Origin of the sequence: Bacillus mesophilum, assembly GCF_008923265.1 — a bacterium.
In the GTDB taxonomy this organism is placed as follows: Bacteria; Bacillota; Bacilli; order Bacillales; family Cytobacillaceae; genus Cytobacillus; species Cytobacillus mesophilum.
Genome location: NZ_WBOT01000003.1, coordinates 21,571 through 46,263, shown reverse-complemented (window position 1 = coordinate 46,263; position 24,693 = coordinate 21,571). Strand labels below are relative to the sequence as shown.

At 39.5% G+C, this 24,693-nt stretch carries 23 protein-coding genes; 10 read left to right on the top strand and 13 right to left on the bottom strand.

The genetic code is table 11. The features are described from left to right. Positions 1-303: 303 nt before the first annotated feature. The 8 genes from ybaK to F7732_RS22615 all read right to left on the bottom strand — a co-directional run bounded on the left by ybaK (position 304) and on the right by F7732_RS22615 (position 6,814). Positions 304-783 (bottom strand): Cys-tRNA(Pro) deacylase, encoded by a 480-nt coding sequence (gene ybaK, locus F7732_RS09975; RefSeq protein ID WP_151573739.1) that lies wholly within the window; start codon positions 781-783, stop codon positions 304-306. 74 nt (positions 784-857) lie between these two features. After that, positions 858-2,516 (bottom strand): glycoside hydrolase family 13 protein, encoded by a 1,659-nt coding sequence (locus F7732_RS09970; RefSeq protein ID WP_151573738.1) that lies wholly within the window; start codon positions 2,514-2,516, stop codon positions 858-860. Positions 2,517-2,715: 199 nt separating this feature from the next. Beyond that, positions 2,716-3,054: a DUF4181 domain-containing protein gene (locus tag F7732_RS09965; RefSeq protein WP_151573737.1), complete on the bottom strand. Its 339-nt coding sequence runs from the start codon at positions 3,052-3,054 to the stop codon at positions 2,716-2,718. Between the two features lie 46 nt (positions 3,055-3,100). Next, positions 3,101-3,544 carry a hypothetical protein gene (locus F7732_RS09960; RefSeq protein ID WP_240056591.1) on the bottom strand — a complete coding sequence of 148 codons (444 nt, stop codon included), beginning with the start codon at positions 3,542-3,544 and terminating at the stop codon, positions 3,101-3,103. An 87-nt stretch (positions 3,545-3,631) separates the two neighbouring features. Continuing rightward, positions 3,632-4,531, bottom strand: coding sequence for an NAD(P)/FAD-dependent oxidoreductase (locus F7732_RS09955; RefSeq protein WP_151573735.1), 900 nt, complete (start codon positions 4,529-4,531; stop codon positions 3,632-3,634). A 74-nt stretch (positions 4,532-4,605) separates the two neighbouring features. Then, positions 4,606-5,208 carry a hypothetical protein gene (locus F7732_RS09950; protein ID WP_151573734.1) on the bottom strand — a complete coding sequence of 201 codons (603 nt, stop codon included), beginning with the start codon at positions 5,206-5,208 and terminating at the stop codon, positions 4,606-4,608. A 10-nt stretch (positions 5,209-5,218) separates the two neighbouring features. Then, positions 5,219-6,400, bottom strand: coding sequence for a ParM/StbA family protein (locus F7732_RS09945; protein ID WP_151573733.1), 1,182 nt, complete (start codon positions 6,398-6,400; stop codon positions 5,219-5,221). Between the two features lie 267 nt (positions 6,401-6,667). Next, positions 6,668-6,814 (bottom strand): hypothetical protein, encoded by a 147-nt coding sequence (locus F7732_RS22615; protein ID WP_161598860.1) that lies wholly within the window; start codon positions 6,812-6,814, stop codon positions 6,668-6,670. A gap of 197 nt (positions 6,815-7,011) precedes the next feature. Here F7732_RS22615 and F7732_RS09940 point away from each other — a divergent pair, with 197 nt between their 5' ends. After that, the gene (locus F7732_RS09940; RefSeq protein ID WP_151573732.1) at positions 7,012-8,505 is read left to right on the top strand and encodes a peptide MFS transporter; all 1,494 of its coding nucleotides are present in this window, start codon (positions 7,012-7,014) and stop codon (positions 8,503-8,505) included. Between the two features lie 84 nt (positions 8,506-8,589). Here F7732_RS09940 and F7732_RS09935 read toward each other — a convergent pair whose 3' ends face one another. The 3 genes from F7732_RS09935 to nagA all read right to left on the bottom strand — a co-directional run bounded on the left by F7732_RS09935 (position 8,590) and on the right by nagA (position 11,490). Beyond that, entirely contained in the window at positions 8,590-9,312 is a 723-nt protein-coding gene (locus tag F7732_RS09935) for a GntR family transcriptional regulator (RefSeq protein ID WP_151573731.1), read from the bottom strand. 269 nt (positions 9,313-9,581) lie between these two features. Next, the gene (gene nagB, locus F7732_RS09930) at positions 9,582-10,304 is read right to left on the bottom strand and encodes a glucosamine-6-phosphate deaminase (RefSeq protein ID WP_192913017.1); all 723 of its coding nucleotides are present in this window, start codon (positions 10,302-10,304) and stop codon (positions 9,582-9,584) included. 1 nt (position 10,305) lies between these two features. Continuing rightward, the gene (nagA, locus tag F7732_RS09925) at positions 10,306-11,490 is read right to left on the bottom strand and encodes an N-acetylglucosamine-6-phosphate deacetylase (protein WP_151573729.1); all 1,185 of its coding nucleotides are present in this window, start codon (positions 11,488-11,490) and stop codon (positions 10,306-10,308) included. A gap of 176 nt (positions 11,491-11,666) precedes the next feature. On the opposite strand from nagA, the gene nagE reads away from it, so the two are divergent. Then, entirely contained in the window at positions 11,667-13,043 is a 1,377-nt protein-coding gene (gene nagE / locus F7732_RS09920; RefSeq protein ID WP_151573728.1) for an N-acetylglucosamine-specific PTS transporter subunit IIBC, read from the top strand. A 1,315-nt stretch (positions 13,044-14,358) separates the two neighbouring features. Here nagE and F7732_RS09915 read toward each other — a convergent pair. Then, the gene (locus tag F7732_RS09915) at positions 14,359-14,607 is read right to left on the bottom strand and encodes a hypothetical protein (RefSeq protein WP_151573727.1); all 249 of its coding nucleotides are present in this window, start codon (positions 14,605-14,607) and stop codon (positions 14,359-14,361) included. A gap of 27 nt (positions 14,608-14,634) precedes the next feature. On the opposite strand from F7732_RS09915, the gene F7732_RS09910 reads away from it, so the two are divergent. The 3 genes from F7732_RS09910 to F7732_RS09900 all read left to right on the top strand — a co-directional run bounded on the left by F7732_RS09910 (position 14,635) and on the right by F7732_RS09900 (position 18,089). Beyond that, a complete protein-coding gene (locus tag F7732_RS09910; RefSeq protein ID WP_151573726.1) occupies positions 14,635-15,351 on the top strand; it encodes a DUF4230 domain-containing protein in 717 nt (238 codons plus the stop codon). Between the two features lie 170 nt (positions 15,352-15,521). Further along, positions 15,522-16,700, top strand: coding sequence for an MFS transporter (locus tag F7732_RS09905; protein WP_151573725.1), 1,179 nt, complete (start codon positions 15,522-15,524; stop codon positions 16,698-16,700). Between the two features lie 183 nt (positions 16,701-16,883). Continuing rightward, a complete protein-coding gene (locus F7732_RS09900; RefSeq protein ID WP_151573724.1) occupies positions 16,884-18,089 on the top strand; it encodes an NAD(P)/FAD-dependent oxidoreductase in 1,206 nt (401 codons plus the stop codon). Between the two features lie 79 nt (positions 18,090-18,168). On the opposite strand, the gene F7732_RS09895 is transcribed toward F7732_RS09900, so the two are convergent. Beyond that, positions 18,169-19,149 (bottom strand): DUF3231 family protein, encoded by a 981-nt coding sequence (locus F7732_RS09895; RefSeq protein ID WP_151573723.1) that lies wholly within the window; start codon positions 19,147-19,149, stop codon positions 18,169-18,171. 206 nt (positions 19,150-19,355) lie between these two features. Here F7732_RS09895 and F7732_RS09890 point away from each other — a divergent pair, with 206 nt between their 5' ends. The 5 genes from F7732_RS09890 to F7732_RS09870 all read left to right on the top strand — a co-directional run bounded on the left by F7732_RS09890 (position 19,356) and on the right by F7732_RS09870 (position 24,680). Continuing rightward, positions 19,356-20,045 carry a response regulator transcription factor gene (locus F7732_RS09890; protein WP_151573722.1) on the top strand — a complete coding sequence of 230 codons (690 nt, stop codon included), beginning with the start codon at positions 19,356-19,358 and terminating at the stop codon, positions 20,043-20,045. Further along, a complete protein-coding gene (locus tag F7732_RS09885; RefSeq protein ID WP_151574480.1) occupies positions 20,045-21,052 on the top strand; it encodes a sensor histidine kinase in 1,008 nt (335 codons plus the stop codon). Before F7732_RS09890 ends, F7732_RS09885 begins: the two co-directional genes overlap by 1 nt. Positions 21,053-21,186: 134 nt before the next feature. Continuing rightward, positions 21,187-21,948, top strand: a complete 762-nt coding sequence (locus F7732_RS09880) for an ABC transporter ATP-binding protein (protein WP_151573721.1) — start codon at positions 21,187-21,189, stop codon at positions 21,946-21,948. Then, the gene (locus F7732_RS09875; RefSeq protein WP_151573720.1) at positions 21,938-23,884 is read left to right on the top strand and encodes an FtsX-like permease family protein; all 1,947 of its coding nucleotides are present in this window, start codon (positions 21,938-21,940) and stop codon (positions 23,882-23,884) included. The genes F7732_RS09880 and F7732_RS09875 overlap by 11 nt, the downstream gene beginning before the upstream one ends. Positions 23,885-24,101: 217 nt before the next feature. Beyond that, positions 24,102-24,680 (top strand): TetR/AcrR family transcriptional regulator, encoded by a 579-nt coding sequence (locus F7732_RS09870; protein WP_151573719.1) that lies wholly within the window; start codon positions 24,102-24,104, stop codon positions 24,678-24,680. Positions 24,681-24,693 lie beyond the last annotated feature (13 nt).

Below are 24,693 nucleotides of genomic sequence, written 5' to 3'. Positions count from 1 at the left end.
GATAGGAAACATTAAATGTTTGATGGGAAAGTCCAATTTTGGGATCGCATATACTCTTAGATGAATGCTACACATTGGCACTATCAGTGATTTACTTAATTCTGATTATAAATTGGTCATATTGATCGAAATTGATCGAAAATCTTTAAAGAGTGATCGAATAATTTCAGGAAATGATTGATATCCCATACATATCCGCCACCTCAAAAGATTCCTAAGCCAATTTACAAATACACACTATAATAATCTTGCTCCTTCCCCTTTCTGCACAGCAAAACAAAAAGAGACAGGTTCCCCCGTCTCTTAGTTTGCTGTGATTTCCGCCAGCTTAGCAGAGATCGCATTTATTAGTTGTTCTGTTTCTAATTCTATTTGGGCACCAATACGGCCGCCGCTGACGATAATACGCTTCAGATCGTCAGCCTCTTGCGCCAGGAAAGTTGGGTACAGCTTCTTCATGCCCAGCGGCGAGCAGCCGCCGCGTATATAACCAGTCAGCTTTTGAATATCGTTGACCGGCACCATTTCAATCTTCTTTTCTTCCGCTGCTTTCGCCGCTTTTTTTAGATCCAGTTCTTTTTCTACAGGAACTATAAAAACATATACACCATTGCTGGAGCCTTTTAGCACCAAAGTTTTATAGACCATCTTTGGATCTTTTTTAATTTTCTCTGCAACTGAGATTCCATCAATTCTCCCGTCATTTATTTCATAAGAAATAAATTCATAGTGAACTTTGTGCGAATCCAGAAAGCGCATCGCGTTCGTTTTTCCTTTGGCCATTTTTAAACACCCTATGTCATTTTAAAACCATTATAACATTTTTCCCCAATTCAAAAGCCAGGAGGGATCAATAGTTAGATTCTATATACACGGGCTTCATATGGCTTTAAGGAAATTTCCTTCGTTGGTTCATGAAGAATATCACGGTAATTGTGCAATAGTATCTTTTCTTGGTTCAGCGTAAATTCAGAGGTGAAAGTGGCTTCCTCCATGGATAGATTAGTGATGACCACAACCTGCTCTTTTTCATAAGTTCTTGTGTACGCATAGATTTGTTCATCCTCTTCCAGCAGTAAATCATAAATGCCATACGTAAAGAGCTCATGATTTTTTTTCAGCTGAATCATTTTTTTATAAAATGATAGAACAGAATTTGGATCCTTCTGCTGTTCTTCCACGTTAATATGGAGATAATTAGGGTTCACCTTCATCCAAGGCTGCGTGTTTGTAAATCCAGCTTGATCCTGAGAGGACCATTGCATCGGAGTTCGGCTATTGTCACGTGAAGATGCCCAAAGAATCTTCATAATTTCTTCATGAGGAACTCCTTCTTCACTCTTAAATCGATAAATATTCTTAGTTGCCACATCATCATAATCATCAATGGAAGGATAGTGCACATTCGTCATGCCGATTTCCTGCCCCTGATAAATAAATGGTGTTCCTTGCATAAGAAAATACATCGTTGCCATAGCTGTTGCACTTTCATACCAATATTTATCATCATTGCCCCACGTTGATACAATACGCGGCTTATCATGGTTTTCAATAAAAAGGGCATTCCAGCCATCATTTTCTAGCCCTTTTTGCCATCTTGAGAGGACTTTTTTCAATTCTACAATATCAAGAACAGGATTCGTTTCAGCATCCCATAACCCTAAATGCTCGAATTGAAAAATCATATCCATTTTTCCTTCTTTTTCACCAACCCATAGATCTGCTTCATCAACTGATACACCATTTGCTTCTCCAACAGTCATGACATCGTAGTTGGCATAGGTGCGCTCTTTAAATTCTTCTAAGAAAGGATGAATGCCTTCCTGATTCATATGCATATCAAATGATGACACATATTGTTTCTTTTTCGGGTTAGGCATATCAGGCAAGCCTGGACGTTTCTTTATGTGACTGATCGCATCAATTCTGAAGCCATCAATTCCTTTTTCCAGCCACCAATTAACTGCGTCATAAAGCGCATCTCGCACCTCTTCATTTTCCCAGTTTAAATCTGGCTGTTTTGTAGAGAAAACATGAAGATAATATTGATCTGTTGTTTCATCGTATTGCCATGCTGAACCTCCAAAGATGCTCTCCCAGTTGTTTGGTTCTTTGCCTTTTTTGCCATCTCTCCAAATATACCAGTCACGCTTTGGATGATCCTTTGAGGATTTTGATTCAATAAACCATTCATGTTCGTCACTTGAATGATTTAAAACGAGGTCAAGAATCAGCTTCATCCCGCGTTTATGAACTTCTTCTAAAAGTTCATCAAAATCCGCCATTGTTCCAAAGTCTTCCATTATATCCTGATAATCTGAAATATCATATCCGTTATCATCGTTCGGTGATTTATACATTGGACAAATCCAAATGACATCTATTCCTAAATCTTTAATATAATCCAGCCGTTGTATGATCCCTTTAAGATCACCAATTCCATCACCATTTGAGTCTTGAAAACTGCGGGGATAAATTTGGTACCCTATAGCTTCTTTCCACCATATTTTTTTCATATGAACCCCCCATTAAATAGAGTTTCTATCCGTATTTTTTCCTCGTGCGCAAACGTTTGCATTTCACTTCAAAAAAAAGCTGTGAAACATTCACTATTGCTATGCTCAGTGTAACGCTTACAAAGAATTTTTTCAACTGTTTTTAGATAATAAAAAAGACTTAGGAACTTTCGCGAACAGGTGCTTATTTTTAAGGATTTTACATTAAAACAACAACAAGCCCCACACCCAAAATGCCGACAGCCAATGAAAGGATATACTGTTTGGACCCTTTAAGATATTTCCAGTCTATGAAAGTTTGAAACCCCATTGTTGTGATGACAACAGCAATGAAGAACCACTCTATCATATTTTCTTCTATAAAGAGTGAACAGATCATAATCATCATGAGAAAAAGAAGAGGCTTTCCAATTAGATCTGCTTTTACTGCCCCGTACTCCCGCTCTGCTTTTTCATTGCCAAAAAAGAGTTTTCTTAATAATAAATGAGAAAGAGAAAGAAGGATCACGATTAATGGCAGTATGATAAGATTGTCCATTATTTATTCCTCCCTCTCATTATCGGCCATGCATTTTATAAAAGAATTAAGCTCCTACCAGCAGTTGATCTCGATATGGCTGAAGAGAATGCGTCTTGATGACTTGGAAGAGTTCATTGTCGCTACCGATGACATTCTCAGCAAAATTCCAGGCATTTTCTTCAATCTGCAGCGCTATGCCAAGCCTTTCTGTTTCTGTTTCAGCAAGATCAAGCTGATCAGCAAGCCATAGTAAATTTCTGTCTTCAGCATGACCAATTTCATGCGCAAAAACAATTTCTATGTATTCATTAAAGAAATCTAATGATGAAAATAACTGCAAACATTGACCTTTTATCTCTTCTAAATACAATGTAATTGTATGTGTACCAATATGGTATTTGCCTCCAGCAAAACGCTCTCCCGGGAAAAATGCTTCAAATTGAACGATTGCTTTACTTCCGGACCGTTCCAGCAAAGAATAAAGCCTATTTTTTAGTCCTGTTTCCAAAATTTCACCTTTTCTATATTTAATCTTACACCATTATATGCAAAAACAGGAAGTTAATAAATGTTATTTTATTCCTTTCTAATCTTTTTACTGATTCGGCATAAGTGATTTATGAATCCAAATGGCTGCTTGTGATCCATCGCCCATTGCAATGGTGACCTGCTCCGAGTGAGCAATCACATCACCAATTGCCCATACATTAGGAACATTTGTCATTTTTGTTCGCGGGTTTACAATGATATGCCTGTTTTCCATAATTTCAGCCCCAAGCTGCTGTGCTAAGCTGGAATGAACCGCCGTACCTCCAAACCCTAAAAAGGCCTTTTCAGCATATAAGCGTTCTCCATTTTTTAAAAGAACGCCTTGAAAAGCATCCCCTTCTGACATTACTTCTACTATTTCTGCCTGAATGAGCTGTATTCCTTTTCTTTGCATTTGTTTTTGCAGAATCTCATCCGGCATTCCTTCTTCATGATTAATCATGACAATATCAGTGGTCCAGTAAGCGATTGTAAGAGCTTTATTCGCTCCTGCATTGCCAGAACCAATGACAATTGTTTTTTTATTTAATACTTCATAGCCATCACAGTCTGGACATACATAAATGGATGTACCAAGACATGGCATGATACCGGGAATTGGAGGAATTCTGTCCATTACGCCTGTTGCAAGCAATAATCGGCCACTTTGAAACGCTTCTCCTGATCCAAGCGTAATAACAAACTGGTCTTCTTCCTTCTGAGCCTTAACGGCCTTTCCTTTTACAAACTGAATTCCCAGGCTTTCTGCTTGTTTCTTGCCAAGATCTCTCAGAGTTTGACCGCTTACTCCGTCGGGATATCCAAGAATATTATGATAGCTTTTGCAGATTTCTGATCGTCCTCCTCCAGCATCGATCACCAGGACACGATGTTTATATCTTCCTAACTGAATAGCTGCCTGCAACCCCGCTATGCCGCCGCCGATAATTAAACAATCATAGTTCATTTTCAAGACCCTTCCTATTTAAAGAATAAAAAACAAAAGGACACCCTAATAAAATAGGATGTCCTTCTCACATATTAGCGATTCATATGAGCTAAAAATCCGCCTAAAAGCTCGTCCAAATCCTCTGTTTTTTCTTCACTTTTAACTGAGCGCTCCTGTTCAAGATCTTTTTTAGCATCTTCCCAATTAAAATCTGCAAAATCATCATCTGAATCACCTTGCATGATGTCATTTTGCTCTTGAAACAGTTCTTCCTCCAGGGTGTCAGGCAGAGCAGACATTTCCTCAGCCGACTTATCGGAAGCAGCCGCTTCCTGTAAGTACAAAGCTTCTTCAATATCAGTTGATTTGCTGTTAAGGGCCGCTAGCAGTGTTGTTGCTCTGACCGGGTCATTAATGAGCTGATAAACAATACTTCCCAGCAAGGCCTCAGAGTGCTCATGCTTCAGCCAGTCTTTCTGTGACTTCGTTAAGTTCCTTGGCATTGGAATACGAATCGTTTCCCGTCCGCTTGAGCTCATGGTGCTGACTCCGTTTATAACGAATTCCGCCATCTTGCTCGAAAAATTTCTTCTTTCCGTCTCACGGAGCTTTTGTAAACTCTTTATAATATGGTCAGGAGTATCAGAGGGGATGCGGAAGGAAATCGATTGCCCTCTTTTCATTTCAGAAGCCATACAGCATCACCTAGTTCGCCTCTACTGGCTTTTTATTCTGCGCAGCAGAATCCTTGTCCACTCTTCTTTTATAATCTGATATTAGCTTATAATAAGCATTGGACATCATCCAAATACTTTCTTTTTCATCCTCAAAAAAGTCGATATTATAACCGTCTAAGCTATTATTTAAGGCCTTTAAATAATCCTTTAATACGGTTGACCCGCCGCCAACAAAATAGCAAATTTCAGTCTGTGAATTCTTCTGCCATATATTGCGCAGAAGGCGATACTGTTTTTTGGCAAGGTCTAGCAGGATTCTATCTGTAATATCATGAACGCTCGTTCTGCTTCCTTTTACCATAATATGATTGCGGTCATTCTTTTTTGTAATAATTTCTACGACATCTCTGCGGCTGTCTAATTCAACACCATGCTTGCTGCGAATCTCTTCGCGGATGGCTTCCAGTGCTTCTGACACACCTAGATTAAAGCCCTGAGCCTTATCATCATCTACATTGCGGTCTTTAATGACTGCAATATCAGTGGAAAGTCCGCCAATATCCTGAATTAAAATTCGCTTATCAATTAAATCCTTATTAATGATGTTTAAGTCATTGTCCATGACCAAATTAATAAACGCTGCAAAGCCTTCCGGATAGACCTTTACTTCTTCAAATTTTATATTTACTTTAAGCCCTTGATATTTAGGTGTGATCAAAAATTCCACTTGATGAACAGAGCCTAATAGCTTAGAACGATAGCCGGCATCCTTTCCTTCTTTTACTTCACGAAGCGGCAAACCTGTTCCAAGCATATAGCTTGCATCAATGGTATTTCCTGACTTTTTGAATTTTTCCGTTTTTTCAGCTTCTACTGCATCCAGTGCAAGTGCAGCGAATAGCATAATGAGCGTTTGATCTTCTTCCGACTTGCTGCTGCCCGGATCTAATTCTGATGCATTATCACTTTTAGTGGCTAAACTGCCCACTCTGTATATTGCATTATTTTCTTTTAAAGCAGGGGAGTGGACTCTAATATGTAATCCGTCTAAAGGGTTTTTACTGTCCAGCTCTTCAATACCAATAACTGGTCTGTCCTCAATATCTCGCGCAATTACATTTGGGATGCTCATCTCTGTTTCAAGCTTACCAAAAATGGCTTTTACCGAATCATTTCCAACATCAACAGCAGCAATCCTTGAATTAACCATCCTTCATCCAATCCTTTCAACTCTTTTAATAGAAAAAAGAGGTAATACATCAAGAGTAAATGAGATTCGTAGATTAATCAATTACTCTTGTAAAAACGTAATATAAGCGTAAAAACGTAAACAAAGTGTAAACAACTGTGATTTGTCTGCATTCTCCGTTTACACGTATACACATCTGCATACATGCTGATATAACAGCATGTATGCGTATTTGCAAACATGTATACACTTTTGTTTACATTTGTATTCAATAATGTATACAAGTTTTCAAATTTGCATACAAACCTTTTTCTGTCTTTCATTCATAGATTTCAGCACACCGAGATCTGCTTCATCCTCTATAACACCGTATAAAGCTGGCAGCAGGACACGACTTACGGAACTTGACCCGTGTTTAAGCTGCATGTAATCCATAGCATACCAGCAATGATCCTATTTATAGATGTAAGTTTACAAAATAAACAAACTATTATTTTAGAAAAATGTAAGGATAATCGTTCAGAGTAAATACATTCCATATTTAAAAATATTTCAGAGTATTTCCAGAATAAAGTTTTGACACAAAAACCAAAAAAGTATTATATTAATATATTATACAAGGAGGTTGTACAATGTCAGACTTTAATAAACAGAAAATTGTGGCCAGTGTCCCTCAACGTGGCTTTTTTGGACATCCTAAGGGACTCTTCACCCTGTTCTTTACAGAGTTCTGGGAACGATTCTCTTACTATGGAATGCGCGCTATTCTCGTCTATTATATGTATTATGAAGTATCAAAAGGCGGCCTTGGCATAGATGAACCTACAGCTTTAGCTATTATGTCCATTTATGGCTCCCTCGTTTATATGTCAGGTATTATCGGAGGATGGCTGGCTGACCGCATCTTTGGCACCTCAAAAGCTGTATTTTATGGCGGAATCTTAATTATGCTGGGACATATCGTTTTAGCGATCCCTGGAAGTCTCGCAATGTTCTTTACTTCTATGGTATTAATTGTTCTAGGTACAGGTTTATTAAAACCGAATGTTTCAAGTGTTGTTGGTGATATCTATAGTGAAGAAGATCATCGCCGTGATGCCGGCTTTAGTATCTTCTACATGGGGATTAACCTTGGTGGTTTCCTTGCACCGCTGATTGTTGGTGAAGTTGGAATGAAGCACGATTTCCACCTTGGCTTTGCAATCGCAGCAGTTGGTATGTTTATTGGATTATTGGTATTCTTATTTACAAAAAAGAAAAACTTAGGTTTAGCAGGCACATATGTAGCAAACCCGCTCTCCCCTGCTGAAAAGAAGAAAGTATATACAATTTTCGGAATTGGTCTAGTTGTCATAGCCATTCTTGTTGCCATAACAATTCCGCTGGGTATCTTAACTTTTGATAGCTTTATCACGCTGATTGGTATACTGGGCATCGGTATTCCTACTGCTTACTTTATTGTCATGTACCGCAGTCCAAAAACAACGGCAGTCGAGCGTTCAAGAATTATTGCATATATTCCTTTATTTATTGCGTCAGTTATGTTTTGGGCTATCCAAGAACAAGGGTCTACGATCTTAGCAAATTATGCAGATAAGCGAACACAGCTTGAGATTGCAGGCTTTGATATTTCACCAGCTTGGTTCCAATCATTAAACCCATTATTCATTATCATTTTTGCGCCGGTATTTGCTTGGCTATGGGTAAAGCTTGGAGATCGCCAGCCATCTGTTCCTAAGAAGTTCTCCTTAGGTCTTCTATTTGCAGGAGTTTCATTCTTAGTTATCCTATTGCCTGCATATTTTGGCGGCACAGATTCACTTGTAAATCCTTTATGGCTTGTTTTAAGCTACTTTATCGTCGTTTTAGGTGAACTTTGCTTATCACCTGTTGGTCTTTCTGCAACAACAAAATTAGCACCTGCAGCATTTTCTGCGCAAACCATGAGTTTATGGTTTTTATCTAACGCAGCTGCACAAGCAATCAATGCGCAGATCGTTAAATTTTACACACCGGAAACAGAAATGCTGTATTTTGGGGTCATCGGAGGAGCATCAATTCTTCTTTCCATTATCTTATTTGCCCTATCCCCTAAGATTCAGTCATTTATGAAGGGTGTCAGATAATCTAATAAGTAAAAAAGACAGGTCATTCGCCACACGGCGCGCGTCCTGTCTTTTTTATTTTGCTCGTCTAAAATTGTTACTCCCCTATCGCTTCATTTCAATCATGAATTTATACCGATCTGCGCGATAAATGGATTTAACGTATTCAACTGGTGTGCCGTCATGTAAAAATGTATTTCGTTCAATTAGAAGCACTGGTCCACCAGATTTAATTCTAAGATAGTCAGCTTCATTCTGACTGGAAATAGCTGATTCTATCGTTTGAGTAGCATAATCTATCTGCAGGCCAAGCTTCCCTTCCATATATGCATATAACGATTGATTAACAATTTCTTCTGTAAGCCCCTTCATTAAATTGGCTGAAATATAATTCGTTTCTAATGCCATTGGGACATCATCTGCTAATCGAATTCTTTTAATTTCATATACTGGACCATGTTCAGGGATGGAAAGCTGCTGTGCTATTTTTTTTGTAGCCGGGATTAGCTGAAAGTGAACTAGCTGGCTTCCAGGTATCATTCCTCTTTTTTTCATATCTTCAGTAAAACTAGTAAGTCCCTGTAATGGCTGTTCAAGCTTACGCTCCGCCACAAATGTGCCTTTTCCTTGGACACGATATAAAAAGCCATCGTTCACAAGTTTAGTAAAAGCTTGTCTTACAGTCATTCTGCTGATTTGGAACCGTTCAGCGTACTCTCGCTCTGCTGGCAGTGCATCACCTGGCAAAAGCTCACCCTTTTCAATTAACTCTTTTATAATTTCCTCTAGCTGATAATAGATCGGGACGGGGGAATTTTTATTAATCATGCTCCTCTCAACTGCTTCCTTTCTATATAAAGTTTCCTGGATATATATCTATTTTAAGCTTCTGTTCACGTATGTATAGAAAATACGTTAAGATCTAGTATAAAGTTTCATTATCATCAAGACTACTAGGAATTATAAACCGGGAATTATGTTTGCAGTCCAAAGCCTGCTAGTTATAGGTAAGGTTTAATCTGTCTGTCTAATTTCCGGAACGTTCTATAGTCTATTTTCACCTTAAAGAAAAAAGCCAGAAGAACCGTTCCTCTGGCTTATTCACCAATTGCCGCTTTGTCTGCAATTATTGTAACATATGGGTGATTTCTTAATATAGATGCTGGGAAGTTTTCTTGGATTTCTCCCTCTATTAGCTGCTTGTAAGCTTCATGCTTGTTTTCACCAGATATCAGCAGGAGGATTTCTCTGCTCTTCATAATAGAGGCAATGCCCATGGTGATTGCTTGGTTTGGCACCTCATCAATATTGGCAAAATATCTCGCGTTTGCCTCTTTCGTTGATTGAGCAAGATCGACAATATGCGTAGGGCTTTGAAAGCTTGTTCCCGGTTCATTAAATCCGATATGGCCATTTCCGCCGATTCCAAGGATTTGCAGATCAATGCCGCCTACGCTGGCCATTAGAGCTTCGTATGCTTCGCACTCTGCTTCTGCATCAACTGTGTTGCCTCGTGGCACATAGGTATTTTCCTTGTTAATATCAATATGATTAAAGAAGCGCTCATTCATGTAATGACGATAGCTTTGGGGATGATCTCCTGATAATCCTACATATTCATCCAGATTAAAGGTTGCAACTCCATCATAAGAAGTTCCATTCTGATCATGGTCCTCAATCAATCGCTTATAGGTTCCTTCTGGCGTTCCTCCGGTAGCAAGACCCAATACCATTTTTGGATTTGCTTTCACTTTATCTATAATATACTGAGACGCTTTTTCGCTCATTTCCTGATAATCATTTACTTTAATAATGTTCACTTTATTCATTCTCCTTTCGGTAGGCAACTTCACCACGGCATAAGGTCATAACAACATCATGCTCTTCATTCAAAATAACGATGTCTGCATCTTTTCCTGCTTCAAGGCTTCCCTTGCGGCTAAATACACCAAGCTGTTTTGCAGGATTAACGGAAGCCATCTGGATCGCATCCTCTAACGAACACCCGGTAAATTCAATCATATTTTTAACTGCGTGTCCAAGGCGTAATATACTTCCTGCTAATGTCCCATCCTGAAGTACTGCTTTCCCATCAGCAACGGTAACATCCTGCCCGCCTAAATCATAATGCCCATTTTTTAGGCATTTGGCTCTCATGGAATCTGTGATTAAAATTAATCCTTCTTCACCCTTTTGCTTAAAAGCAAGCTTGACCATTTCAGGTTTGACATGAACACCATCTGCGATGAGCTCAACCATCAATTCATCATGCAGCAGGGCTGCTCCTGCAACACCTGGCTCACGATGATGCAGACCGCGCATTTGGTTAAATAAATGGGTAACATGCGTGCATCCCGCCTCGATTGAATCTTTCACTTCTTCGTATGTGGCATTTGAATGGCCAATGGAAGCAACAATGCTTTTGCTGTTTAAGTATGATGCCAAATCCTTGCCGCCCGGCCGTTCAGGTGCAAGGGTTACTAATTTAATATTCCCTTGAGATAGGTTTTCCCATTTTTTAAAAAGTTCTACATCAGGATCAATAATATATTGAGAAGGCTGTGCTCCTGCCATCTCTTTGTTCACAAATGGGCCTTCAAGATGCACCCCTAAAATTTCAGCTCTTCCCCCAGGCTGCGGTTTACTCATATAGACTGCTGCAGTTTTTAGCGCTTTTTCAATTTCTTCCTGCTCTTGTGTCATGGTAGTTGCTAAAAAGCTGGTCGTTCCTTCTGCAGGCAAGCTATTCGCCATAGTCATAAGAGCAGATTCCGTTCCATCCATTACATCTGCTCCGGCAGCACCATGTATATGCACATCTATAAAACCCGGTACCGCTGTAAGATTTTCCTGAAAATCAAAGACGACAGCTTCAGTTATATCTTGCAGATCTTCTAATCGACCGATCTCACTTATTTTTTGGTTCGTAATTTTAATATATCCTGTATAAAATTGATTCTTTTCTGAATAGATTTGCATACCCTTTAACAAAATAGGCTTATCCATCATATTTCATCCTTTCATTTTCAAGGTCATTTTAGCATTATACTCATATAGTTGTCTATACCAATTACTCGTAAATTCATATAGACAACTAATAAACTAGCTGTTATGATTATTTTCATGAAAAGCGCTTTCAGCTTAACAAGCAAAACAAAAATATAATTAAGGAGTTGGTATTTATGTTAGGTTTTTTACAGCGTATTGGTAAAGCTCTAATGCTTCCGATCGCAGTACTGCCGGCAGCAGGTTTGCTGCTTCGCTTCGGTCAGCCTGACTTACTGGATATTCCCTTCATGGCTAATGCAGGGGACGCTATTTTTGGAAATTTAGCTTTGATTTTTGCTATTGGTGTTGCCATGGGATTTGCAAAAGACAGCAACGGTGCGGCCGCTTTATCAGGAGCGATCGGCTATTTAGTTTTAACAGAAGGTGCTGTAGCTATTGATCCGGATATTAATATGGGTGTTCTTGGTGGTATCATTGCCGGAATCATTGCAGGGCTATTATATAATAAATTTCATGATATTAAATTACCGGATTGGTTAGGCTTTTTCAGCGGACGACGGTTTGTTCCAATCGTAACATCTGTTACCATGATTTTGCTCGCATTTATTGCAGGTTATGCATGGCCGCCTGTTCAGGCAGGAATAGATGGAATTGGGAATTGGATTATTGAATTGGGTGCAGTTGGTTCTGGTATCTTTGGATTTTTAAACCGTTTATTGATTCCATTAGGACTCCACCATGTTCTGAACAGCTTATTCTGGTTCCAGTTTGGTGAATTCAATGGTGCAGCTGGAGATATTGCCCGTTTCTTCGCTGGAGACCCAACAGCCGGCGGATATATGACAGGCTTCTTCCCAATCATGATGTTTGGTTTGCCTGCAGCAGCGTTTGCAATTATCGCAACAGCAAAGCCGGAAAACCGTAAAGCAGTCTCTGGTATGTTTATTGGCCTAGCGTTAACTTCCTTCTTAACGGGAATTACTGAGCCAATTGAATTCTCATTTATGTTTATTGCACCACTTCTTTACGGAGTGCATGCTTTATTAACTGGGGTATCAATGTGGTTAACATCCATGTTAGGCATTAGAGATGGTTTTACCTTCTCAGCTGGTGCAATTGATTATTTGCTCAACTTTAATATTGCCGAAAAGCCGCTTCTTCTTTTACTAATTGGTCTCATCTATGCGGCAATCTACTTTGTCCTATTTTACTTCCTGATTCGGGCCTTTAACTTAAAAACACCTGGCCGCGAGGATGAAGATGAATCTCTTACTGAAGATGAAGACACGGAAACAATTGGCGGTACTAAATATGATAAAATGGCTAGTCAATTCATCAAAGATATTGGCGGCACAGAGAACATCGATGTCATTGATAACTGCGCAACCCGCTTACGTTTAAATGTGCATGATATGAATAAAGTAAATGAGTCTGCATTAAAAGCACACGGCGCCAAAGGCGTTATGAAGCTCAACAAAACAAATCTGCAAATCATCGTAGGTACAGACGTTGAATTTGTCGCAGATGCTATGAAGAAACAGAATAAGTAAAATGAAAGCTGACCGGGGACTTTTCCAGTCAGTTTTTTTATACCTTTTCCCCTTTTCTGTAATGAGGCGAGGCGGGGCTTCGTTTGATTCTAACTTAATATCTCTTCTCAATTTATGGGATTAGCACTGTTAAAACTTTATTTATGTAATTGATTACCCTTTTATAGTGTTTATAATTCAGCTTTTCGTTAATCTCTGCTTACTAGTCACGGATTTCAGAGCTGTGTTTCTGCTCTTTTTGTATTTTTATACCACTTATTGGGTTCCGTGTCCTGGTGCTGCTCTTTTTGTCTCTCTATTTTCCACTTACTGGGTTTTAGTGTCCTGTTTCCGCTCTTTTCGTCTCTCCATTTTCCACTTACTGGGGTTCAGTGTCCTGTTTATGCTCTTGTCGTCTCTCTATTTTCCACTTATTAGGACTCACTGTCCTGTTTATGCTCTTTTCGCCTCTCTATTTTCCACTTATTGGGACTCAGTGTCCTGTTTATGCTCTTTTCGCCTCTCTATTTTCCACTTACTGGGATTCAGTGTCCTGTTTATGCTCTTTCCGTCTCTCCATTTTCAACTTACTGGGGTTTAGTGTCCTGTTTCCGATCTTTTCGCCTCTCTATTTTCCACTTATTGGGATTCACTGTCCTGTTTATGCTCTTTTCGTCTCTCTATTTTCCACTTACTGGGTTTTAGTGTCCTGTTTATGCTCTTTCCGTCTCTCCATTTTCCACTTACTGGGGTTTATTGTCCTGTTTATGCTCTTTCCGTCTCTCCATTTTCCACTTACTGGGGTTTATTGTCCTGTTTATGCTCTTTCCGTCTCTCCATTTTCCACTTACTGGGGTTTATTGTCCTGTTTCCGCTCTTTTCGTCTCTCTATTTTCCACTTACTGGGGTTTATTGTCCTGTTTCCGCTCTTTTCGTCTCTCTATTTTCCACTTATTAGGTTTACGTGTCCTGGTGCTGCTCTTTTTGTCTCTCTATTTCCCATTCACTGGGGTTCACTGCCCTGTTTCCGCTCTTTTCGTCTCTCCGTTTTCCACTTACTAGGATTCACTGTCCTGTTTATGCTCTTTTCGCCTCTCTAATTTCCACTTACTGGGTTTTAGTGTCCTGTTTATGCTCTTTTTGTCTCTCCACTTTCCATTTTCTAGGATTTAGTGTCCTGTTTATGCTCTTTTCGCCTCTCTATATACCATTTAATGGGATTATATGTCCTATTTCAGCTCTTTCAGTCTCTCTACTTACCATATATCATGATCCCCCGTCCCGTTTTTCTCATCTCTACTAACCTATATACCCATTATTGGATTTCCGATTCGTTTTACTTGTCTCTAGCTATAATATGCTGGTCTATATGTTTATACTTCTGAGATTTTTTGAACGCATCCTTAACGATTTCACACTCATTACTCATTCTGATAAGCTCTCCTGCAGAAATTTTCCCTCTCTCACAACCTTTTCCAGTTTTAGGTACATTTGCATATCCATTGCTATCGAGAAAGCAGTCTATTATACTATGAATATATTGTCTTTTTTCGACAATATTGGACATAATGCGTAATTTTTGCATGAACCCCTGAAAAAAGGAGGTCTATTAATGAAAAAAAATCAGCGCAAAACGGAGTTCACTTCTGCACAGGAGGAGGTAGCTGCAACTGCAGTTATGCGAAGCAGCCGAAAAACAGGATTTTCATTCTCCTTTTTCAAGCCTCTTAAATTGAAGTTGTTTTTTGCTGTCCTTTTCACCGTGATGCTTATTGGTACAGGGATTTTTATGTACCAAAAACTTTTTACAGGCAGTACCTATGCCAGTGAAACCGTGAGTATTGTTGAGGAAGTTCGTGAACTATCTTCTCTCGCGACTGCTGAAGCCGTGATTACTACTGTCATCAAAGAAGAAAACAATAAAATTTTTAATAAAGATATAAATGTAAACTTCCCTGGTACGAAAAGAACGATCCTGCTTGTTGTTCCAGCAACTGTTCTTGCAGGTGTGGATTTACAATCAATCAGCAATGAGAGCTATACGGTAGACGAAGAAAAGAAGCATATTACGATGACACTTCCGCATGCAGAGCTGCTGCAGGAGCCATCAATTCAAATGGACAAGGTTCAGACATTCTCCGACCAAGGAATCTTCCGAAGTGATGTAGATTGGGAGGAAGGCTTCGATTTAGCAGCTGTCGCTTCAGATGATATAAAAGAACAGGCTGTTAATTTAGGACTGTTAACAAAAGCAGAGCAAAGTGCAGTTAATGCGCTCACTGGCCTTTTCAGCGGTCTTGGCTACACAGCGTCTATAGAATTTAAATAATAGAAGCGAATGCAAGTGGAGAATGATCTCTGCTTGCTTATTTTTTGTCTAGCGGAAGTTTGTTTATTGACCTTTCTTTTTTCTCTTTTATTCCTTATCATGAAAGAGAGTAATCGTATACATATTAGATCTCACTGGAGATACAGCCAGTGAATTGGAGTGACTGATCAGTGGAAACCAAAAAAGCTTTGCCTGTTCTTTTTGCCGTGATGTTTCTTGTCATGGTTGGTTTTGGAATTATTATTCCGGTTATGCCCTTTTACGCGGAAGAGATTGGAGCTTCTCCTACACAACTCGGATTGTTAATGGCAGTTTATTCCCTTATGCAGCTGCTTTTTGCACCGATGTGGGGAAGAATTTCAGATAAAATCGGCCGGAAACCTGTCATTATGATTGGGATTTTTGGTTTAGGTATTTCCTTTCTTTTGATGGCACTCTCGACGGAGCTGTGGATGCTCTTTGCAGCGCGTGTGCTTGGCGGCTTTCTTTCCAGTGCCAATATGCCGACTGTTATGGCATATGTAGCAGATATTACGAGTGAAGAAGATCGCGGCAAAGGGATGGGTATTGTTGGAGCTGCCGTTGGCATGGGTTTCGTGTTTGGACCTGCTATTGGCGGTGTGTTTTCCAGCGAAAGCCTGCATATACCATTCTTTATTGCCGGAGCTTCTTCCTTTATCACATTCTTTTTCGTATGGTTGGTTTTAAAAGAATCACTCACACCTGATCAAAGAAGCTCTGCAAATAAGAGAGCTCCGCTTCGGCAGGCATTCAATGGGCCCACCTCCATGCTGTTTTTACTGCAGCTCTTTGTTTCTTTATCTCTATCAGGACTAGAAGCGACTTTTGCCTACTTTGCTGCTGAAAAGGCAGGCTTAGGCACTGTTCAGCTCGGCTATATCTTTATGATCATGGGACTGGCAGGAGCCATTGTCCAGGGAGGAATCGTTGGCAGACTGACGAAAAAATGGGGTGAAGGTGCAGCTATTCAAATTGGAATTGTTGTCTCAGCTATCGGTTTTGGACTTATTCTGCTGACTGACAGCTTTTGGAGTGCTGCTTTATTTTTAAGCGTGTTTGGAATTGGAAATGGCTTTATTCGGCCAAGCGTCTCTTCTTTGCTGACCAAGCAATCTGTTTCTGGCCACGGAAGTATGACAGGGCTATTATCATCCTTTGATTCGTTCGGGCGTATTATTGGCCCTCCCCTCGGCGGCTGGCTTTTTGCCGTTGCGATTGGGCTTCCTTATATTTCTGGTATGCTTCTATCCCTGCTGGCGCTGTTTCTTTTCCAAGTCTATAAGAGAAAGTCAAGAACAGCTATTGATCACAGCGCTCCTATAAAATAGATACATTGAAACTCGGCTGACATTCGCTGCTGCATAAGAAGCGAATGTCAGCCTTTTTCCTGCTCCATTATGATTGCACAGGTATTGAAGATTAGGATCTTAACACTCATGGTTTAATAAAACAATGATTCGGGGAAAAATACTGTCATCTTTACCTAGAGTTAATGATTAGGAGGATTTTATATGGACCTTCATAACGGTAAATTGTTTTGGGAGGAAATTACTGAGGATATTGAAGTGAAAACAGAATCTCAGCCAAAAAGTCATTATGATGTCATTATTATCGGCGGAGGCATGTCAGGAGCATTAAGTGGATACATACTGGCAAAAGAAGACTTAAGAATTGCCATTGTTGATAAACAAAAAATGGGCACAGGGAGCACACTGGCTAATACTGGTTTGCTGCAGTATTCGAATGACATCATGCTTTCTGAATTAATACAACAGATTGGCAAAGATAAGGCCGTCCGATTCTATCAGCTTTGCCGGGAAGCAATGGATCAGTTGAGAGAGGTCGCAAAAGAAATCGGTTCACAAGCTGACTTTTTGGACAGAAGCAGTTTTTATTATGCAAGCGAAGAATCTCACATTGAACTGCTGAAAAAAGAATATCAGGCTCTTGCTGAAAATGGTTTTGAGGTCGAATACTTATCAGAAGAGGATATCAGGGATCAATACCCTTTCACAAAACCGGCTGCTCTTAGAACGCACGGCGATGCTGAAGTGAATCCTTTTAAATTTAACCGGGACATTTTAGCAGAACTGAGTAAAAAGGAAAATGTTGATTTATTTGAGAATATTGAGGTAACAAAAACAAAAGAAAAGGATAATGAAATTGAACTTGTGACGTCTTTAGGGGTTTTAAAAGCAAAACACCTGATATTTGCAACCGGTTATAATAAATCACTTGCATTTCCCGGTACAGAAACTGAAATCAACCGTTCTTATGCCATAGCAACTGAACCGATTGCTGATTTATCACCTTGGAAGGACAGAGAAATGATCTGGGAGACCAAACGGCCGTATCTGTATTTGCGGACAACAGCAGACGGACGCATTATAGCTGGCGGGCTTGATGAAGATAAATCCCAAGCACCTAAAAAAGAGAGAACCATAGAAGAACATGCTAAAGAACTGCAAGAAAAAGTGCAGGCTCTGTTTCCTATGTTTACGATTGAGATTGCTTATTCCTGGGGAGCTGTTTTTGGAGAGTCTGCAGATGGACTTCCTTTTATCGGGCGTATTCCAAATAAAGAGCGGACCTATTGCCTGTTAGGCTATGGAGGAAATGGTACAGTCTACAGTATGCTTGGGGCTCATATCCTGCGCGATTTAATAACAGACCAGCATAATCCGGACGCTGAGATCGTTCAGTTAAATCGAAATTAAGACTCCAGTTTTCTTGGTACTCATTATAAAGGCAAAAGGGTTCTCCATTCACAAAACTTTAAGAAAACCCTTTTGCTATTTAATTTGTTGGAGGCGGTTCTTCCATCCAGCTATGCTTGATCATCAGTTTTGCCCCTTTATGGGCATATTCGAAAACATCTTTCATAATCCCAGCTAATGTAGCTGCGATATCATTTCTTAGGCTAAAAGCTGTGCCTAATGAATTTCCTCCTAATGAGAAGCTGCAGAACAGACTGACACAATACATCATCAGTTTATCTGAAAAAGGAGCTAGTGTAGACTTTGTGATGTTTCCTCCCGGCGGTACAGGCACTTTTAAGTCACTTGCAGCCAGCAGCTGGCTTAAGTCCTTTATAATCTCCTGTGCTAACTTTCCGCCTTCAGAAAAATAATCCTTAACTTCCTGTTCATGAGCACATTGTGCAAATCCCTTAATGAGCGTCATGCCAAAGAGATTTGCTTCAATCGCATGGTACATATGCGAAACTTCCACTGTATTTAAAGATCTTTTAGTGGCAAGAGGGTTGATACCGCCTAAATAGCTGTTGTCTTTAACAAAGTCTACTTTAACTGGCATTGGTACACTAGGAGACCTCGTTAATAGCCCTCGCTGCAATAAATATGCTGTACAAATCTCATAATACCGCTGTGTGATGACCGTTAATTCTCTAAATAAGTTTATAATATCTTCCCGATACGCCATCGTTAAGTTTAAGGTGTGCATGCCCATGCTTATTTGTTTTAAGAGGCGAAGAAGCATAATATCAAAGCCATTATCGTATAACTTTGGCACCCCTTTATTCACATCTGCTTCTGTAAAACCAAGAGGAACCACCATTCCTTCTTCTTTGAAAATATCAGCGATCCGTTGTATATACGGCTTAATTTCACTCTGCAGGCTTGTCATTATTTCCTTTGCTTCCTCATCATCAGCTTGCTCAATAAAATAGTCCAGCATGCGGGTAATCATGGTTTTCTGCTTATATGTCATCCAGAGTATGCCTATTTCAGAAGAAGTGATTGCAGTTCGCTTTGACATCCTTTTCCCTCCATGAAAGTTTACAATTCATCATTCCAAGTTATTTTTCACATGGAACGCAGAAATCATTCTCTCTAATAGAAAGTATTTAGCCTCAACTTTAGCGGGCTTTACACATTGCGAACCATTCCCCTCTTGCCTAGCTGCTGCTTGTCATTTAGAAACTTTTTCCTTTAGAATAAACATCATAAAGGAGAGTGCTTAACATGTTTTCTATTTTGCTGATTGAGGATGATACTTCCTTGTACACAGAGATAAAAGAACGGCTTGGTCAATGGTCTTACACTGTTCATGGTGTACAAGATTTCAGCAATGTTTTAGCCGAATTTTCACAATTAAAGCCTGATCTTGTCATCATTGATATACAGCTTCCTAAATTTGACGGTTTTCACTGGTGCAGAGTGATTCGCGCTGTTTCAAATGTACCGATTATTTTTCTGTCATCCCGCGATCATCCAACTGATATGGTGATGTCCATGCAGCTTGGCGCAGATGATTTTGTCCAGAAGCCATTTCACTTTGAAGTTCTCATTGCTAAAATTCAGGCTATTTTAAGGCGTGTCTACAATTACAGTTCAAATCAGTCAGAATTTAAAACCTGGTGCGGAGCTGCTGTTGACTTTGAAAAAAACACAGTTTCTAATGAACATGGAACGATTGAACTCACCAAGAATGAGATCTTTATTTTAAAACTGCTGATTGAGAAGAAAAATTCCATTGTTACACGAGATTCATTAATGAATAGCTTGTGGGACGATAAACGATTTATCAGCGACAATACACTTACTGTCAATGTAAATCGCTTGCGGAAAAAGCTTGATGAAATTGACTTAGGCAAGCAGATTGAGACAAAGGTCGGACAAGGCTATGTGGCGCTGGAAGAGGAAGTTTCATGATGATCGGCACTTATTTACGCGAAAGATTGAGCTGGATCCTTCTCTTTTTCGCAACACAGGTACTGGTTCTTTTTATTGTCTTTATTGATTCAAGTATTCCTTTTGGCTCTGTGCTGTACATACATTTGCTGTCATTCCTTCTGTTCGCCATTTTTTTAGCTGTTCGTTATCATAAAGAAACAAAATTTTACCGAAGTCTTGCAGAAAGAGAGTACAACCTGGATATTACAGGCATCATTCAGGCTGAAAGTCCATTTGAAAAGCTTGTTGAGGAAACCATTACAGAGCAGACGGCTCTGTTAAAGCGAGAGGCAGCTCAAAATTTTATCCTGCTTGAACAAGAGAAGGACGATTTGTTAGCGTGGATTCACGAGGTGAAAACACCGTTAACTGCCTTGAAGCTTATGATTGATCGTCTGGATGATGAAACGATGAAAAAGCAAATGACATACGAATGGCTGCGGGTTCATTTGCTGCTTGATCAGCAGCTCCATAAGAAACGGCTGCCTTTTATGCAGAATGATTTATATATCGAGAAAACAGAGTTAGAACCGATTGTTTTTGAGGAGATCCAAACATTGCGTGCATGGTGCATGCAAAAAGGGCTTGGCTTTCACATTGATCTGCATGAAGAAAAGGTCTACACGGATGCAAAATGGCTTGGCTTTATCCTTAGACAAATCCTGTCTAATGCAATCAAGTATAGTGAACATGGGGATATTACTGTAAGAAGTGAAAGAAAAGGTGATCAGCATATCCTTCAGGTGCAGGATTTTGGCAAAGGCATAAGTGCAAAAGATCTCCCCCGTATATTTGATAAGGGCTTCACATCAACTGAACAGCATCAGAATAACGCTGCAACTGGAATGGGGCTGTATTTAGCGAAGAACGCAGCAGACTCCCTGCTCATTCATATTGATGTAACATCAGCTATGGGCAGCGGTACTACCCTTACTTTAACCTTTCCTAAAAAGAATGATTTTGTAGATATGAAAGCATTGCATTAATCTATATATTCTTTTCAAGCATGTGACAGGAATGTCACATGCTTTTATCATTTGTTCGTCCAATCAAAGGAAAAGAATGTTCTCCCATTTTATAATAAAGACAAATTAACAGATTGAAAGGAAGGATATCAACTATGGTAATTTTAGAGGCTCAAAAAATATATAAAAGCTATGGAAATAAATTTAACAAACAAGAGGTTTTAAAAGGGATTGATGTCAGCATTGGAAAAGGAGAATTCCTTAGTATTATGGGTGCATCTGGATCCGGTAAAACGACATTGCTGAATGTCCTTTCCTCTATTGATCATGTAAGTACCGGAAGCATTAAAATTGAGGGCAAAGAAATCACTTCTCTAAAGGAAAAACAGCTGGCTGAATTTCGCAAAAAGAGTTTGGGATTTATTTTTCAGGATTATAATCTGCTCGATACTTTAACGGTGAAGGAAAATATCCTGCTTCCGCTCTCGATTGCGAAGGTATCAAGAAAAGCAGCTGATTCTCTTTTCAATTCTCTTGCATCGGAGCTTGGCATTCGTGAGATTGAGCATAAGTATCCGAATGAAATCTCAGGCGGGCAAAAGCAGCGTACTTCTGCAGCACGTGCGTTTATTCATGAACCGAGCATTATTTTTGCTGACGAGCCTACTGGTGCACTTGATTCGAAATCAGCATCAGACCTGCTGAATAAATTAAGCGAATTAAATATGAAGCGCGGTTCTACCATTGCGATGGTGACACATGACCCTGTCGCCGCAAGCTACAGCTCGCGTGTTATTTTCATAAAAGATGGGCAGATTTATACACAGCTGACGAAGGGTGAGCAGGACAGGCAGGCATTTTTCAAGGATATTATGAAAACACAGGCCGTTTTAGGAGGCGTCCAGCATGAGTCTTAACCAGCTAATTTTTCGCAACTTAAAGAAAAACCTAAAAAATTATTATTTATATGTGTTTGCGCTTATTTTTAGCTCGGCTCTCTATTTTTCCTTTGTGACGCTGCAATACGATCCTTCCATGGATGAGATGACAGGATCCATAAAAGGCGGCGCAGCATTGAGGGCTGCATCGATTCTGCTTGTCGCTATTGTTTCCATCTTCTTAATTTATGCAAATAATCTTTTCATCAAAAGACGCAGCAAGGAAATTGGTTTATTTCAGCTGATTGGGATGACCAAAGGGAAAATATTTCGCATTTTGACTTTGGAAAATTTCCTGCTTTACTCGGTATCCGTCATAATTGGTATTGGAGCAGGCTTTGCTTTTTCAAAACTGATATTGATGATTCTCTTTAAGATTATTGATATTGATATGCTTGCAGAGCTGCGGTTTTCACCAGAGGCGCTTCTTCAAACAGCTATTGTATTTGCAGTTATTTATCTGCTGATCATGCTCATGAACTATTTGTTTATTAAAAGGCAAAGCATCTTATCTCTATTTAAGGTGACATCGTCTACAGAGACTCGTGTCCGGAAGCTATCCATATTTGAAATTCTAATTGGAATTGTCGGAATCACCCTAATTTTAACTGGCTATTATGTTTCTTCTAAGTTATTTAGCGGTGATTTTACCAATATGAATCTTTTATTCATGGCGATGGCCTTTATACTGGCATCCGTGATTATTGGCACGTACTTGTTTTTTAAAGGCTCAGTCAGCTTTATCTTTAATTTAATACGAAAAAGTAAAAATGGTTACTTAAATATTAATGAAGTTCTTTCACTATCCTCCATCATGTTTCGCATGAGGTCGAATGCGATGCTGTTATCGATCATAACAACGGTATCAGCCCTGGCAATTGGACTCTTGAGCTTAAGTTATATTTCGTATTATTCGGTGGATAACGGTGCAGCCAGCAGTCAGCCAGATATGTTTACATTAGCTGATTCAGAAGATGCTGCAGCATTTACAGCAAAACTTGATGCAGAAAATATTGATTATAGCCAAAAAGAGATTGAAGTTTTGCAGGCGAATTTAAATATTGGAGATATTATGGACTCCGCCTTGGAAGAAATGAACTTTGACCCTGCTAATGTATCAATGGGAATTGTCAGTGATGAAGCATTGGAAGAAATTGATGCTGAAGCTGACGAAGTATTATTTGCTGGATATAATGATGCTTTAGGCAGATTTTATAATTTCGAGGACGAAGGCAATATTACTCTTTTTTCAAAATCTTCTTCCATGGATCTGCGCTATATTGGGCTTGAGAAACAATCGGTTGTTCCCTACTTTTTTTCAGGCGGAGGATTCCCTGCCGCGATTGTAGATGAAGCTGTTTTTACACAGCTTCAGAATGATCTGGATCCTGAAATACAGCTTGAAACATCTACTTATATTGGGATGAATATTAAGGAAGAAGCACAATATGAACTTGCAAATGAAGTTTTTAATGACCTATTCGCTGATTCGGAGGGCATGAATATGTCCAGGATGAACAGCAGTGCTTCGCAAAAGCTTGTGATGGGTCTTGCGATGTTTATTGTCGGCTTCTTAGGACTAACCTTCCTGATTACTTCCGGGTGTATCCTTTATTTTAAACAGATGGACGAAAGTGAAGATGAGAAGCCAAGTTATGTCATTCTGCGCAAGCTGGGGTTTACGCAGTGGGATCTGCTGCGCGGTATACAAGCAAAGCAATTATTCAGCTTTGGAATTCCGCTTGTGCTGGGTCTCTCTCATAGTTATTTTGCGGTGCAATCGGGCTGGTTCTTTTTTGGGAACGATCTGTGGACACCAATGCTGATTGTTATGGTCGTTTATACTGGATTGTATTCAATCTTTGGGGTGCTTTCTCTAATGTATTATAAGCGTGTCATTCGGGAAGCACTTTAATTTAAAAACCAAGCAGTCTATTTCACTAGTTGAAATAGACTGCTTGGCTTTTTGTATTACATTTTCCTAATGGTTTGCTGCCTTTTTGAGTTCCGGCAGCAGAATCTTCTTTATAGGTAATGTGCTGGAACAGAAAAAAACATCCAACCACCTTGCTTCTTTGCAGAGTATTTGGTAAGATAACTGACGAACGTTCGTTAGATTCGAGGTGGTTGAGTTGAAAAGTACGGAAATTAAGGAAGCTGCTTTAAAGTTTTTTACCATTCATGGATATGAAGGGGCTTCTCTTTCACAAATAGCAGATGAGGTTGGCATTAAGAAGCAATCCATTTATGGACATTTTAAAGGGAAAGATGATTTGTTTCTTCAAGTGCTGCTCGATGCAAAGGATACAGAACTTTCTTCAAAGTTAACTTATTTTCAATCAACATTGGATGAAGCTCCAGAACAATCCTTATATGGTTATCTTCAGCTTGTCGTTGATCTGTTTCAGAAGAATGAGCATCTTAAGTTTTGGCTGCGTATGTCTTTTTTTCCACCGGCACATTTGGCAGAAGCCATCACAGCTGAAGTAATGGATCTGGAAGAACAGATGCAAGTCGTTATTGAAAAAAGATTTAGTGAATGGATTGAAAAAGGGCTGATTCACAATAGTGATCCTTCAATACCTGCTCTCGCCTTTATTGGGGTCGTCGATTCTATCCTTTTAGAACTTGTATATGTAAATGATGAAAAAAGACTATATAAAAAGCTGGAAGCATCCTGGTCCATCTTTTGGAGAGGAATTTCATCGTAGAAAAAGAGGTGTT

Bases quoted from the DNA above. Each gene is read 5' to 3' on its own strand.
- ybaK (WP_151573739.1), bottom strand. From the start codon at position 783: ATGGCCAAAGGAAAAACGAACGCGATGCGCTTTCTGGATTCGCACAAA.
- F7732_RS09970 (WP_151573738.1), bottom strand. From the start codon at position 2,516: ATGAAAAAAATATGGTGGAAAGAAGCTATAGGGTACCAAATTTATCCC.
- F7732_RS09965 (WP_151573737.1), bottom strand. From the start codon at position 3,054: ATGGACAATCTTATCATACTGCCATTAATCGTGATCCTTCTTTCTCTT.
- F7732_RS09955 (WP_151573735.1), bottom strand. From the start codon at position 4,531: ATGAACTATGATTGTTTAATTATCGGCGGCGGCATAGCGGGGTTGCAG.
- F7732_RS09950 (WP_151573734.1), bottom strand. From the start codon at position 5,208: ATGGCTTCTGAAATGAAAAGAGGGCAATCGATTTCCTTCCGCATCCCC.
- F7732_RS09945 (WP_151573733.1), bottom strand. From the start codon at position 6,400: ATGGTTAATTCAAGGATTGCTGCTGTTGATGTTGGAAATGATTCGGTA.
- F7732_RS22615 (WP_161598860.1), bottom strand. From the start codon at position 6,814: ATGGATTACATGCAGCTTAAACACGGGTCAAGTTCCGTAAGTCGTGTC.
- F7732_RS09940 (WP_151573732.1), top strand. From the start codon at position 7,012: ATGTCAGACTTTAATAAACAGAAAATTGTGGCCAGTGTCCCTCAACGT.
- F7732_RS09935 (WP_151573731.1), bottom strand. From the start codon at position 9,312: ATGATTAATAAAAATTCCCCCGTCCCGATCTATTATCAGCTAGAGGAA.
- nagA (WP_151573729.1), bottom strand. From the start codon at position 11,490: ATGGATAAGCCTATTTTGTTAAAGGGTATGCAAATCTATTCAGAAAAG.
- nagE (WP_151573728.1), top strand. From the start codon at position 11,667: ATGTTAGGTTTTTTACAGCGTATTGGTAAAGCTCTAATGCTTCCGATC.
- F7732_RS09915 (WP_151573727.1), bottom strand. From the start codon at position 14,607: ATGCAAAAATTACGCATTATGTCCAATATTGTCGAAAAAAGACAATAT.
- F7732_RS09910 (WP_151573726.1), top strand. From the start codon at position 14,635: ATGAAAAAAAATCAGCGCAAAACGGAGTTCACTTCTGCACAGGAGGAG.
- F7732_RS09900 (WP_151573724.1), top strand. From the start codon at position 16,884: ATGGACCTTCATAACGGTAAATTGTTTTGGGAGGAAATTACTGAGGAT.
- F7732_RS09895 (WP_151573723.1), bottom strand. From the start codon at position 19,149: ATGTCAAAGCGAACTGCAATCACTTCTTCTGAAATAGGCATACTCTGG.
- F7732_RS09890 (WP_151573722.1), top strand. From the start codon at position 19,356: ATGTTTTCTATTTTGCTGATTGAGGATGATACTTCCTTGTACACAGAG.
- F7732_RS09885 (WP_151574480.1), top strand. From the start codon at position 20,045: ATGATCGGCACTTATTTACGCGAAAGATTGAGCTGGATCCTTCTCTTT.
- F7732_RS09880 (WP_151573721.1), top strand. From the start codon at position 21,187: ATGGTAATTTTAGAGGCTCAAAAAATATATAAAAGCTATGGAAATAAA.
- F7732_RS09875 (WP_151573720.1), top strand. From the start codon at position 21,938: ATGAGTCTTAACCAGCTAATTTTTCGCAACTTAAAGAAAAACCTAAAA.